General features: G+C 63.7%; 9 protein-coding genes and 1 pseudogene. 5 read left to right on the forward strand and 5 right to left on the reverse strand.

Going from position 1 to position 12,551, the window contains the following annotated elements; genetic code table 11:
- Positions 1-70 precede the first annotated feature (70 nt).
- Positions 71-1,390, forward strand: a complete 1,320-nt coding sequence (locus tag C4K39_RS21890) for an MFS transporter (RefSeq protein ID WP_124347390.1) — start codon at positions 71-73, stop codon at positions 1,388-1,390.
- Between the two features lie 15 nt (positions 1,391-1,405).
- Here C4K39_RS21890 and C4K39_RS21895 read toward each other — a convergent pair whose 3' ends face one another.
- Positions 1,406-1,825 carry a lysozyme inhibitor LprI family protein gene (locus C4K39_RS21895; protein WP_068580323.1) on the reverse strand — a complete coding sequence of 140 codons (420 nt, stop codon included), beginning with the start codon at positions 1,823-1,825 and terminating at the stop codon, positions 1,406-1,408.
- 210 nt (positions 1,826-2,035) lie between these two features.
- Between C4K39_RS21895 and C4K39_RS21900 the strand changes: the two genes are divergently transcribed.
- Positions 2,036-2,932 (forward strand): cation diffusion facilitator family transporter, encoded by an 897-nt coding sequence (locus tag C4K39_RS21900; RefSeq protein ID WP_124347391.1) that lies wholly within the window; start codon positions 2,036-2,038, stop codon positions 2,930-2,932.
- Between the two features lie 18 nt (positions 2,933-2,950).
- Here the strand turns inward: C4K39_RS21900 and C4K39_RS21905 are convergent, their stop codons facing one another.
- Complete coding sequence (locus tag C4K39_RS21905; RefSeq protein WP_068580328.1) at positions 2,951-3,625, reverse strand: heavy metal response regulator transcription factor; 675 nt, start codon at positions 3,623-3,625, stop codon at positions 2,951-2,953.
- A 382-nt stretch (positions 3,626-4,007) separates the two neighbouring features.
- Between C4K39_RS21905 and C4K39_RS21910 the strand changes: the two genes are divergently transcribed.
- From C4K39_RS21910 to C4K39_RS21920, 3 genes are all read left to right on the forward strand, one after another.
- Positions 4,008-5,276 (forward strand): TolC family protein, encoded by a 1,269-nt coding sequence (locus C4K39_RS21910; protein WP_124347392.1) that lies wholly within the window; start codon positions 4,008-4,010, stop codon positions 5,274-5,276.
- A 199-nt stretch (positions 5,277-5,475) separates the two neighbouring features.
- Positions 5,476-6,705, forward strand: a complete 1,230-nt coding sequence (locus tag C4K39_RS21915; protein WP_068580332.1) for an efflux RND transporter periplasmic adaptor subunit — start codon at positions 5,476-5,478, stop codon at positions 6,703-6,705.
- Positions 6,706-6,732: 27 nt separating this feature from the next.
- On the forward strand, positions 6,733-9,867 hold the full coding sequence (locus C4K39_RS21920; protein WP_124347393.1) for a CusA/CzcA family heavy metal efflux RND transporter: 3,135 nt from the start codon (positions 6,733-6,735) through the stop codon (positions 9,865-9,867).
- A 128-nt stretch (positions 9,868-9,995) separates the two neighbouring features.
- Here the strand turns inward: C4K39_RS21920 and C4K39_RS32275 are convergent.
- From C4K39_RS32275 to C4K39_RS21935, 3 genes and pseudogenes are all read right to left on the reverse strand, one after another.
- A pseudogene (locus C4K39_RS32275) lies at positions 9,996-10,454 on the reverse strand (REP-associated tyrosine transposase).
- A 346-nt stretch (positions 10,455-10,800) separates the two neighbouring features.
- Entirely contained in the window at positions 10,801-11,007 is a 207-nt protein-coding gene (locus C4K39_RS21930; RefSeq protein ID WP_068580336.1) for a hypothetical protein, read from the reverse strand.
- A 175-nt stretch (positions 11,008-11,182) separates the two neighbouring features.
- Complete coding sequence (locus C4K39_RS21935) at positions 11,183-12,511, reverse strand: OprD family porin (RefSeq protein ID WP_124347394.1); 1,329 nt, start codon at positions 12,509-12,511, stop codon at positions 11,183-11,185.
- Positions 12,512-12,551: the final 40 nt, after the last annotated feature.

Consider the following 12,551-nt stretch of genomic DNA (forward strand, 5'->3'; position numbering starts at 1 on the left):
GGGTTGTTCCGCGGATCTTTTGCGTAGACCATGGGCGCCTTTGTCTTGCCCTGCCAGCTGAGTTGCCCCTATGACCCTTGCCACCGAATCGTCGCCGGCCCGTTTCTCCCGCGCGGACTACAAGACCCTGGGCCTGGCCGCCCTGGGCGGTGCCCTGGAAATCTACGACTTCATCATCTTCGTATTTTTCGCCCTGACCCTGAGCCAACTGTTCTTTCCTCCGGAAATGCCCGAGTGGCTGCGGCTGTTGCAGAGCTTCGGCATCTTTGTCACCGGTTACCTGGCCCGCCCCCTGGGCGGCATCCTCATGGCCCATTTTGCCGACCGGCTGGGGCGCAAGAGGGTGTTCAGCCTGAGCATCCTGATGATGGCGCTGCCCTGCCTGCTGATTGGCAGCATGCCCACCTATGCCCAGATCGGTTACTTCGCGCCCTTGCTGCTCTTGGCCCTGCGGGTGTTGCAGGGCGCAGCCGTGGGGGGCGAGGTGCCCAGCGCCTGGGTGTTCGTGGCCGAGCACGCCCCCCGCGCTCATCGCGGTTATGCCCTGGGCTTTCTCCAGGCCGGGCTGACCTTCGGCTACCTGCTGGGTGCCTTGACTGCCACCTTGCTGGCGCAGGTCTTCAGCCCCGAGGAAATCCTCGATCACGCCTGGCGCTATCCGTTCCTGCTGGGTGGGGTCTTCGGCGTGATCGGTGTCTGGTTGCGTCGCTGGCTGAGCGAGACCCCGGTGTTCATGGCCCTGCAGCAGCAACGTGAAAGCGCCGGCGAGCTGCCGCTGCGCACCGTGTTGCGCGACCATCGGCTGGCGATCCTGCCGGCGCTGATCCTCACCTGCGTGCTGACCTCGGCGGTGGTGGTGTTCGTGGTCATTACCCCAACCATGATGCAAAAGAGCTTTGGCATGAGTGCCGGCCATACCTTCGCCCTGAGCAGCCTGGGTATTGTTTTCCTCAACCTGGGCTGTGTCCTGGCCGGGCTCCTGGTCGACCGCCTGGGCGCCTGGCGTACGGTGATGCTCTACAGCCTGCTGCTGCCCATGGGCATTGCCGTGCTCTATGGCTGCCTGATCAGTGGCGGCGACTGGGTCGGCCTGGCTTATGCCGTCGCCGGGCTGGGCTGCGGGGTGGTCGGTGCGGTGCCGTCGGTGATGGTCGGGTTGTTTCCGGCGCGGATCCGGGTATCGGGGATTTCCTTCACCTACAACATCGCCTATGCCCTCTGGGCCAGCACCACGCCGTTGCTGCTGATCGCCCTGATGCCCTGGAGCCCCTGGATCTGCGTGATGTTCTGTGCGGCGATGGGGGTGATCGGGGCCGCCAGTGCCGGGTATTTCGGTACCCGGGTCGGGGAGGCCCGCCGGTCCCAGGTCCAGGAAGCCGGCTGCTGTTGAGGTGGCGGCCTGGCCTCAGTCGACCAGCAACTGGTCCAGGTAGTGGCTGCGCTCGTTGCTCAGGCGGGTCACGCAGCGGTTGATCAAGGTGGCGTGGGCCGGTTTGCCCGGCTCCACGTCGACTGCCTCCAGCACGCAGGTGCTGTCGCGGTACTTGATCCAGGCGCGCTGGGCGTTCTTCAGCTTGCCCAGGTACTCCTGCTCCTGGAGCAGGTTGCCGGGATAGCTCTGGTGCGCCCGCTCCAGCAGCGCCTGGTAGCTCTGGTTGAGGGCGCTGTCGGCCCGCTCCTTGTCTTGCTGGGCACAGCGATCGACCTGCTGGCTGTATTCGATGTGCGCGCAGTCCAACGCGGCGGCTTGCGCTGGCAGCCAAGCGCTGCCGGCACCGAGCAGCAGGGCGGTGGCCAGAGCGAAGATCCGGGGCTGGCGAAGCATGGCGATCCCTTGGACGAAGAATGAAGCGGGCATTCTACAGGGCCGCGGCCGGCACAAAAGCGACATGAGCGCGCGGGCCGCAAGTGGCTCCGGGGCACGCTGGATAACCGGCAGATAACAGCCCGATGACAATTCGCCCGGGTGAGCCTGCCCGGCGCTCAACCGGACTATCATCAGGCCGAGGTTTTCCACTACATCGCAGGAGGCTCCATGGGCGCAGGACACAGTCACGGGCAGGTACGGGCCGGGCACGAACGCAAATTGTGGATGGCCCTGGGGCTGACCGGCAGTTTCATGATCGCCGAGGTCATCGGTGCCTTCGTCACCGGCAGCCTGGCGTTGTTGTCGGATGCTGCGCACATGCTCACCGATACCCTGGCCCTGGCGATTTCCCTGGTGGCGATCCAGGTCGCCAAGCGTCCGGCGGATCGCAAGCGCACCTTCGGCTATGCCCGTTTCGAGATCCTTGCCGCGGCATTCAATGCCCTGCTGCTGTTCGTGGTGGCCTTCTACATCCTGTTCGAGGCCTGGCAACGCCTGCAGGCGCCCCCGGAGATCCAGTCCACGGGAATGCTGGTGATCGCGGTGCTGGGCTTGATCGTCAACCTGATCTCCATGGGCCTCCTGGCTTCCGGCAGCAGCGAGAGCCTCAACGTCAAGGGGGCCTACCTGGAGGTGTGGAGCGACATGCTCGGCTCGCTCGGGGTGATCCTCGCGGCGTTGGTGATCATGTTCACCGGCTGGGGTTGGGTCGATTCACTGGTGGCGGCGGCCATTGGCCTGTGGGTGCTGCCACGGACCTGGACCCTGCTCAAGGAGAGTACCAACGTACTGTTGCAGGGCGTGCCGGACGGAGTCGATATCGACCAGGTGGAGCAGGGCATCCGTGGCGTGCCAGGGGTCAGCGAGGTGCATGACCTGCACATCTGGGCCCTGACCAGTGGCAAGAATGTACTCAGTGCCCATCTCGTAGCGCAGCTGGACAGCTGCGATGAGCAGGTGATCCTGGCCCAGGTCACCGAGCTGGTACAGGAGCGCTTCGCAATTGCCCACGTTACCTTGCAGGTGGAACAGGCCGGATTCCATGAGCAGGAACACGATCACTGAGCACCGGTGGGCTGTTGTTCAGTCACGCTCCTCGAGCACGTAGCCGACCCCGCGCAAGGTATGGATCAGCTTGCGCTCGAAGGGATCGTCGATCTTGGCCCGCAAGCGGCGGATCGAAACTTCCACCACATTGGTGTCGCAGTCGAAGTTCATGTCCCAGACAAAGGAAATGATCTGGGTCCGTGACAGCACCACGCCGCTCTGGCGCATCAGCAGGTGCAGCAGGGCGAATTCCTTGGTTGTCAGGTCGATGCGCTGCTTGCCGCGAAAGGCCCGGTGCCGGCCCTGGTCCAGCTCCAGGTCGGCGACCCGCAGCACATCTGGCACTGGCGACTGCTCGCTGCGGCGCATCAGGGTCCGGACCCTGGCCAGCAACTCGGGAAAAGCGAACGGCTTGACCAGGTAGTCGTCGGCCCCCAGGTCCAGCCCCCTGATCTTGTCTGCCAGCCGGCCTTGGGCCGTGAGCATCATGACTCGGGTATTGCTGTATTGGCGGATCTGGCCGAGCACGCCCCAGCCATCGATCTGCGGCAGGTTGACGTCGAGGATCACCAGGTCGTAGGCATGTTGGCGACTCAGGTACAGCCCATCGGCGCCACTGTTGGCGCAATCCACCACATAACCACTTTCCGTCAATCCCTGTTGCAGATAGTCGGCAGTCTTGAGTTCGTCTTCGATAACCAGGATACGCATGTTGAGGAAGTTCTCTGCAATTGAAATTGGTAGTCGACAAACACTGGAAAGTTATTGTTTAAGTTATGGGTAAGTTGTCGTTGGTAAGTTGTTAAGTTGTTTTTGAAGCATCTCTTTTTGAGCGTGAAAGCGCCGTGGGCCTTGGCTTTGTTGTTGGGATATTAATACAGAAGCCCGGGCCGTAAACCTTGATTACAGATTTGTAATTTTTGCGCCACCCTGCTGATAAGGACCGAAAGTTAAAGTTTGCCGATCTTGAATATTTCCCTGTCGACAAGTACAGCGGTGTAATTCATATCGGTCGAATAACCCTTTTATATGTACCGGTATATGCCGCCGTGCCTGCGCCAAGACTTCGTTTCAGCAAGGGTCGGAACCTGATATGCCGAATTTCCCGAGAATCTGCGCCCGGGCCGCAAGGAGCTGCTGCACGGTTTTATTAATGGTCCTGGCGGGGCAAGCCGCGAATGCCGCCGGGCAATCGGCGTTGAGCCTCGACAGCGCCATGGCCAGGGCGTTCGCCAACAACCCAGAGCTGGCCGCCGCTGGTTGGGAAATCGATATTGCCCAGGGCGCCCGCCAGCAGGCCGGGCTGATCCCCAACCCGGTGCTGTCCACGGATATCGAGAACACCAAGCGCGGGCAAGGCACCACTTCGGTCAAGCTCAGCCAGACCCTGGAACTGGGCGGCAAGCGCGGTGCGCGGGTGGAGGTGGCCAGCCAGGGGCAGAGGCTGGCGGAACTGGAACTGGATCGGCGGCGCAACCAACTGCGGGCCGATGTGCTGGAAGCCTATTACGCAGCGCTGCGAGCCCAGGAGCGTACGCAACTGGCCGGACGCTCCCTGGCCCTGGCCGAGCGCGGCCTTACCGTGGCCCAGGGGCGGGTCGGTGCCGGCAAGGCATCGCCGGTGGAGGCTACCCGGGCCCAGGTGCAACTGGCGGAGATCCGCCTGGAACTCAACCGTGGCCAGTTGGAGCAGGACAACGCCTATCGGCAGTTGGCCAGGGTCACCGGGAGCGGTAGCGCGGATTTTTCTGCCGTACAGGAACAAGCCGGGATCGTCACCGTGCCGCCTGCGTCGGCGCAGCTGCTGAACCGCTTGGCCCAGACCGCGGAACTGCGCCTGGCGGAGCAGGAGATCGTCCAGCGCGAAGCCTCCCTGGACCTGGAAAAGGCCCAGCGCATTCCCGACCTGGACATCAGCATCGGCAGCCAGTACGACGCCAGCCGGAACGAAGACGGCAGCAAGAAGGACCGGATCAACCTGGTGGGGCTGTCGATGCCGCTGCCGTTGTTCAACCGCAACCAGGGCAACGTGCTGTCCGCCGCGCGCCGCGCCGACCAGGCCCGGGACCTGCGCAACGCCACTGAATTGCGCTTGCGTACCGAGACTCGCCAGGCCCTGGAGCAATGGGAGACGGCCCGACGCGAAGTGCAGTCGTTCAACCAGACCATCCTGCCCGCTGCCCAGAGCGCGGTAGACAGCGCCACCCGTGGCTTCGAGATGGGCAAGTTCAGCTTCCTCGAGGTGCTCGATGCCCAGCGCACATTGATCGGCGCCCGTAACCAGTACCTGGTGGCGGTAGCGCAAAGCACGGATGCCTGGGTGCGGATCGAACGTATCTACGGCGACCTCAGCCGCTGGTGAAACCCTGGCTGCGGGGCCTTGCGTACTTCGCCCTGTTGCTGCTCAGCGACTGCGGCCGGGTGCCTCCGGCCAGCAGCGACGAGCCCCCCCGGCACTGGTGCGTGCACGAACTGCACCGGGCCCTGGGGAAGTTTTTCTTTCCGTCCACTTCGTAAGGCCGCGCCTGCGCCGCCGACCCTCGACATTTTCAGGAGCATCCATGGACAAAAAACGCAGCCTTGTTGTGGCCATAGTGGCGGTGGCCGGCCTGGGGCTGGCGGCCTCGTTGCTGCCTGGCCTGGTCAATCGAGAGCCCCCGGCCACGGACCAGCCTTCAGCCTCCACGGCGCCCGCCGGGCATGGCGAGCCAGGGCATACCGAGCAAGGGCAGGGCGAAGAGGGCCATGGAAAAGAGGGGCATGAGGGCCTGGTGGAGCTCAATGCCCAGCAGATCGCGGCGGCCGGGATCGAGCTGGCCGAGGCCGGCCCGCGGCGTCTGGATCGCCTGCTCAGCCTGCCGGGGGAAATCCGCTTCGACGAGGACCGCACCTCGCATATCGTGCCGCGTGCCGCCGGGGTGGTGGAGTCGGTGCAGGCCAACCTCGGCCAGTCGGTCAAGCGTGGCGACCTGCTGGCGGTGATTGCCAGCCAGCAGGTTTCCGACCAGCGCAGCGAGCTGGCGGCGGCCGGCCGGCGGGTGGAACTGGCCCGCACTACTTTCGAGCGTGAGCGCCAGTTGTGGGTCGACCAGATCTCCGCCGAGCAGGACTACCTGCTGGCGCGGCAGGTGCTGCAAGAGGCCGAGATCGCCCTGGGCAACGCCCGGCAGAAGATGGCGGCGCTCAGCGGCAGTGCCCAGCTGGCGGGGGGCAACCGTTATGAAATGCGCGCGCCGTTCGATGGCGTGGTGGTGGAGAAGCACCTCAGTGTCGGCGAAGTGGTGGGCGAGACCACGGCGGCCTTCACCCTGTCCGACCTGTCCCGGGTCTGGGCGACCTTCGGTGTATTTCCCAAGGACCTGGACAAGGTCCGGGTCGGCCAGTCGGTGAATGTCAGCTCCAGCGAGCTGGGCACCCAGGTCCGCGGGCAGGTGGCTTATGTCGGCAATTTGCTGGGAGAGCAGACCCGTACCGCCACGGTTCGGGTGACCCTGGCCAACCCCAAGGAGAGCTGGCGTCCGGGGCTGTTCGTGGCGGTCGAGGTGGCCACCGCGGCCGTCGAGGTGCCGGTCAGCGTGCCCCGGGAGGCGATCCAGACCGTAGAAGACCGGCCTTCGGTGTTCGTGCGTGTGGCCGAGGGTTTCCAGGCTACGCCTGTGGTGCTTGGGGGCAGCCAGGATGGCTTCGTTGAAGTCCGCGAAGGCCTCGCCGCCGGCGCCCAGGTCGCCACGCGCGGCAGTTTCACCCTCAAGTCCGAACTGGGCAAGGGTTCGGCCGAGCACAGCCACTGAACAGGCCCCAGCGGAGAGTGACTATCCATGTTTGAACGCATCATTCAATTCGCCATCGAGCAGCGCATCATCGTCCTGCTGGGGGTACTGCTGATGGCCGGTATCGGCATCGCCAGCTACCAGAAGCTGCCGATCGACGCCGTCCCCGACATCACCAACGTCCAGGTGCAGATCAACTCCGCGGCGCCGGGCTTCTCGCCACTGGAGACCGAGCAGCGCATCACCTTTCCCATCGAGACTGCCATGGCCGGCTTGCCCGGCTTGCAGCAAACCCGCTCGCTATCGCGCTCGGGCCTGTCCCAGGTAACGGTGATCTTCAAGGACGGCACCGATATCTTCTTCGCCCGGCAACTGGTCAACGAGCGTTTGCAGGTGGCTCGTGAGCAACTGCCCGAAGGGGTGGAGGCGCAGATGGGGCCGATTTCCACCGGACTGGGAGAAATCTTCCTGTGGACCGTGGAGACCGAGGAGGGGGCACGCAAGGAAGATGGCACGCCCTATACCCCCACCGACCTGCGGGTGATCCAGGACTGGATCATCAAGCCGCAGTTGCGCAACGTTCCCGGGGTGGCCGAGATCAACACCATCGGCGGCTTCGCCAAGGAATACCAGATCGCTCCGGACCCCAAGCGCCTGGCGGCCCACCGCCTGACCCTCACTGACCTGGTGACGGCCCTGGAACGCAACAATGCCAACGTCGGTGCCGGCTATATCGAGCGCAGCGGCGAACAGTTGCTGATCCGTGCCCCGGGGCAACTGGCCTCCATCGACGACATCGCCAACATCGTCATCAGCAGCAGCGACGGTACGCCGATCCGTGTGCGCAACGTGGCCCAGGTGGAAATCGGCCGTGAGCTGCGCACCGGCGCGGCCACCGAGAATGGCCGTGAAGTGGTGTTGGGCACGGTGTTCATGCTGATCGGCGAAAACAGCCGCGCGGTGTCCCAGGCGGTGGCCAAGCGGCTTGAAGAGATCAACCGCACACTGCCCGAGGGTGTGGTGGCGGTCACTGTGTACGACCGCACCAACCTGGTGGAGAAAGCCATCGCCACGGTGAAGAAGAACCTCTTCGAGGGCGCACTGCTGGTGATCGTCATCCTGTTCCTGTTCCTGGGGAACATCCGCGCGGCGTTGATCACCGCCCTGGTGATCCCGCTGTCGATGCTGTTCACCTTCACCGGCATGTTCAGCAACAAGGTCAGTGCCAACCTGATGAGCCTTGGCGCCCTGGACTTCGGGATCATCGTCGACGGGGCGGTGGTGATCGTCGAGAACGCCATCCGCCGGTTGGCCCATGCCCAGCAGAGCCACGGGCGCATGCTGACCCGCTCGGAGCGCCTGCATGAAGTCTTTGCCGCGGCCAAGGAAGCCCGGCGCCCACTGATCTACGGCCAGCTGATCATCATGGTGGTGTACCTGCCGATCTTCGCCCTCACCGGCGTGTCCGGGAAGATGTTCCACCCCATGGCGTTCACCGTGGTCATGGCCCTGCTGGGGGCGATGATCCTCTCGGTGACCTTCGTCCCGGCGGCCATTGCGCTGTTCGTCACCGGCAAGGTCCAGGAGAAGGAGAACCTGGTGATGCGCAACGCCAAGCGTGGTTATGCACCGGTGCTGGACTGGGTGATGCAACGGCGCGGGCTGACCTTCGCCCTGGCCGGCGCGGTCCTGGTGGGCAGCGGCCTGCTGGCCAGCCGCATGGGCAGCGAGTTCATCCCCAGCCTCAGCGAGGGCGACCTGGCCCTGCAGGCCCTGCGGGTGCCGGGTACCAGCCTCTCGCAATCGGTGGACATGCAGCAGCGCCTGGAAAAGACCCTGCTGGCCCAGGTGCCGGAGGTGGAGCGGGTGTTCGCCCGCACCGGCACCGCGGAGATCGCTTCGGACCCGATGCCGCCGAACATTTCCGACAGCTACGTGATGCTCAAGCCCAAGGCCCAGTGGCCAGATCCGGGCAAGTCCCGGGAAGCGCTGATCGCCGATATCCAGCGCGCCAGCGCCATGGTGCCGGGCAATGCCTATGAGTTGTCGCAGCCGATCCAGTTGCGTTTCAACGAACTGATTTCCGGGGTGCGCAGCGATGTGGCAGTCAAGGTCTTCGGCGACGACATGACGGTCCTGAACAAGACCGCCAACGAGATCGCCAGCGCCTTGCAGGGCCTGGCGGGCGCCTCGGAGGTCAAGGTGGAACAGACGACCGGGCTGCCGGTGCTGACCATCAATATCGACCGTGACAAAGCCGCGCGCTATGGCCTCAACGTCGGTGATGTGCAAGACACCATCGCGGTGGCCGTGGGTGGGCGCCAGGCTGGAATCCTGTATGAGGGCGATCGGCGCTTCGACATGGTGGTGCGCCTGTCCGATCAGTTGCGCACTGACATCGATGGGTTGTCGCGGTTGTTGGTCCCAATCCCCGCGACGGCAGGCAGCGTCAATGGGCAGATCGGTTTCATCGCGCTGTCGGAAGTGGCCAGCCTGGACCTGGTCCTGGGCCCCAACCAGGTCAGCCGGGAAAACGGCAAGCGCCTGGTGATCGTCAGCGCCAACGTGCGGGGGCGCGACATTGGCTCCTTCGTCGATGAGGCCACGACCCTGATCGCCGACAAGGTGAAAGTCCCGGCGGGTTACTGGACCACCTGGGGCGGCCAGTTCGAACAGTTGCAGGAGGCGTCCCAGCGCCTGCGGGTGGTGGTGCCGGTGGCCCTGCTGCTGGTGTTCGGCCTGCTGTTCATGATGTTCAACAACCTCAAGGATGGGCTGCTGGTGTTCACCGGCATTCCCTTCGCCCTGACAGGCGGGATCATGGCCTTGTGGCTGCGGGACATTCCGCTGTCGATCTCGGCGGGGGTCGGTTTCATCGCCCTGTCGGGGGTCGCGGTGCTCAACGGGTTGGTGATGATTGCTTTCATCCGCAACCTGCGGGAGGAGGGGCGGTCGTTGCCCATGGCCATCCGCGAGGGCGCCCTGACTCGCTTGCGCCCGGTACTGATGACGGCGCTGGTGGCGTCCCTGGGCTTCGTGCCCATGGCCCTGGCCACCGGTACTGGAGCGGAGGTGCAACGGCCCCTGGCTACGGTGGTGATCGGCGGCATCCTGTCCTCCACCATCCTTACCCTGCTGGTATTGCCCGCGCTGTACCAATGGGCCCACCGCCGGGAGGAGTGATGCCTGTGTAATCGCCCCCGGGACCGGCTGCGTGAAGCCGCTGCCGCAGATTGCGCACGGACGCGCAGCGGCCGCGACATGAGAATGCCCGGTCGATTGTTGAAGGCCCAGCGGGCTGCGGCTAAAGGTCAGAGCCAAGCCGCATCCCAAAGGGAGTAGTCGCCTACACGCTGGACCAAGCCGGCGCGGACCGGGTTACAGATGATGTAACGGGCAATTGTCTTGAGGTTTTCCTCCCGGCGCACGGCCCGTTGGTAATACCCCTTCTGCCAAAGTCGGCCAAGGTTGTTCAGGCGCAGGTTGATAATGCGTCCGCTCCTGGACTTGAGACGGTACAACGCCTCCTCCAGAGAGCATTTCTGCAGCTGAAACAGCCAATGCAAGTGGTCGGGCGTCACTACCTAGGCAAGGGTCCGAGTCAGGCTTGCCTCGTGCTGACCCTTGAGTTGCTCGACCACCAGACGGCCGAGCTGGGAGTCGTCGAATATTCTGCGCCGGTGCTCGGTGACAACCGTCACGGAATAGATCCTGCCAATCTCCGAACGCCGTCCCTTGAACAGACGGTAACCATCAGGCCAGTCCCTCATTCCCTTGCGCTCCATCAGGTTGAACGATTGGTCTCTACCTAGCCCTGACCCGGCTTGTTGGCAGATGTATCCGGTTTTCCTTGTAGCCGCTGCCGAGCAACGCGAGGCTGCGACAAGGCCCGTAGGGCCTTCGGCGATCGACCTCATGTTGCGGCCGCTATGCGCCCGGGCGCAGCCTGCGGCAGTGGCTACAGGTTTGCGGGGCTTGCGATCGGTGGTGTTGTCATGAAGGCGGGCGAGAGGAAGGCAAAAAAAGCGCCCCGAGGGGCGCTGAAAATTCATCTCTTTCCAAAGGAGCATCATGAAAACGCTTCAAGAGATGAATGTGCTCTGTGGACCAGCGCCGTCAAATATCTTCGCCAGCCTTGCTGGGCGTAGAAGGGGCGTCGGTGGTGGCGGTCTCCGTTTCCCGGCCGGATTCGCCGTGTATCTGTTCCTGGCTGGCCAGGAAGGCTGTGCGGGCTTGTTGCGAACGTTCGCTGCCATCGGCGGCCCAAACGGTGGAGCAGGTGACAGCCAGAAGGCCGGTCAGTAATAGCTGGGTTGGACGCATGTTCTCTCTCCTGGCAGGCCGGTCGCTGGTAGGAACACAGCGGGTCGAAGTATGTCCGGGAGTATATGGAGACCAACCTAACGAGAAGGTGAGGCCGATATTACAGTTCTGAAAGCCAAGCGTCTGTGAAGAAGTTTTAACACCGGGCAGGCTGCAACCTGCCCGGCCAGAGCCTTCAGAGCAGTGCCAGGGGGTATTCGACGATCAGGCGGAATTCTTCCAGGTCCGATTCGAACCGGCTGGAGCGGACGGTGGCCTGGCGGATACGCAGCGACAGGTCCTTGAGCTGCCCGCTCTGGAATACGTACTTGGCCTCGATGTCCCGTTCCCAGCGACGTTGGCCAGTCAACGGAGCGCCTGCCGAATCGCGTTGCATGTACTGGGCATTGGCGTGGCTGTAGTCGGCCCCCCTGCCTCGTCCGTAACGGGCCATGAACGTCAGCCCGGGGATGCCCAGGGTTTGCATGTCGAGGTCGTAGCGCACCATCCACGAGCGCTCCTTGGGCGCGTTGAAGTCGCTGTACTGGATCGAGTTGTCGAGGAATATCGAATCCGACTGGCGCAGGTAGTCGAAGGGGTTGTTGCCGTTGTTGCGTTGATGGGACAAGGCCAGGGTGTGGGCACCGAGCGTGGCACCGACCTTGGCGCTCCAGATGTTGTTGTTCAACTCGCCCAGTTCCTTACGGCCTTCGTCCACCACGTTGTAGTAGTTGAAGCCACTGAACAGCGTGAGCTGGTTGGACACCGGATACTTGGCCGAGGCGCCGAAGTAGCGCTGGTCCCACACCTCCTTGAGGCGGCTGCCGTAGAGACTGAAACCGAGGTTGGGATTGATCTGGTAGTCGCCACCGAAGTAGCTGACCCAGGGCGAGTCCACCGGGCCCTTGTAGAAAGTGACGAAACTATCGCGCAGGCTGCTCTGGTTCATCGAGCCCACACCATGCATGCGTCCGGCTTGCAGTTTCAGGTCGTTGAGGCTGGTGTTCTCCAGGGTAAAGCCGCGAAAGCTCTGGGGTAGTGCCCGCGAATCGCCGTACTGCAGTACGGGGGTTGTAGGGAAGACGTCGCCGACCTTGACCACGGTATCCAGGGCCCGCAGTTTCACGGCACCCCCCGCCTTGCCATAGCTGTCGGCCGGCTCGTTCCTGCCGTTCACCGGCAGCATGCCGAACGATCCCTTGCCGCCGCTGCGCCCTGTGCCCGAGTCGAGCTTGAAGGCGTGCATGACAAAAGCATCGAGGCCGAAACCCACGGTGCCCTGGGTGAAGCCTGACTCGAACTTGCCGATCAGGCTCTGGGTCCAGGCTTCGGAGTAGCCGTTGCCGGTGGGGCTGGACTGGCCCTTGCGATCGTCGCGATTGAAATAAAAGTTGCGCAGCAGCAGGTTGAGCTGGCTGCCTTCGATAAAGCCTTCGGGACGTTCCTCGGCAGCTACCGCCGCCATAGGACCGAGCCCCAGTGCCGCAGTGAGTGCGGACAGGGACAGAAGAGGGTTGATACGCATGGGAGGGCGCTCCTGAGTGTGCAGCTATCGGTTTTTATAT

The sequence above is a fragment of the Pseudomonas sessilinigenes genome (assembly GCF_003850565.1).
Taxonomy (GTDB): Bacteria; Pseudomonadota; Gammaproteobacteria; order Pseudomonadales; family Pseudomonadaceae; genus Aquipseudomonas; species Aquipseudomonas sessilinigenes.

Excerpts from the sequence above, each read along its gene's own strand:
- C4K39_RS21930 (WP_068580336.1), bottom strand. The coding sequence starts at position 11,007 with ATGCGTCCAACCCAGCTATTACTGACCGGCCTTCTGGCTGTCACCTGC.
- C4K39_RS21935 (WP_124347394.1), bottom strand. The coding sequence starts at position 12,511 with ATGCGTATCAACCCTCTTCTGTCCCTGTCCGCACTCACTGCGGCACTG.
- C4K39_RS21905 (WP_068580328.1), bottom strand. The coding sequence starts at position 3,625 with ATGCGTATCCTGGTTATCGAAGACGAACTCAAGACTGCCGACTATCTG.
- C4K39_RS21890 (WP_124347390.1), top strand. The coding sequence starts at position 71 with ATGACCCTTGCCACCGAATCGTCGCCGGCCCGTTTCTCCCGCGCGGAC.
- C4K39_RS21900 (WP_124347391.1), top strand. The coding sequence starts at position 2,036 with ATGGGCGCAGGACACAGTCACGGGCAGGTACGGGCCGGGCACGAACGC.
- C4K39_RS21895 (WP_068580323.1), bottom strand. The coding sequence starts at position 1,825 with ATGCTTCGCCAGCCCCGGATCTTCGCTCTGGCCACCGCCCTGCTGCTC.
- C4K39_RS21915 (WP_068580332.1), top strand. The coding sequence starts at position 5,476 with ATGGACAAAAAACGCAGCCTTGTTGTGGCCATAGTGGCGGTGGCCGGC.
- C4K39_RS21920 (WP_124347393.1), top strand. The coding sequence starts at position 6,733 with ATGTTTGAACGCATCATTCAATTCGCCATCGAGCAGCGCATCATCGTC.
- C4K39_RS21910 (WP_124347392.1), top strand. The coding sequence starts at position 4,008 with ATGCCGAATTTCCCGAGAATCTGCGCCCGGGCCGCAAGGAGCTGCTGC.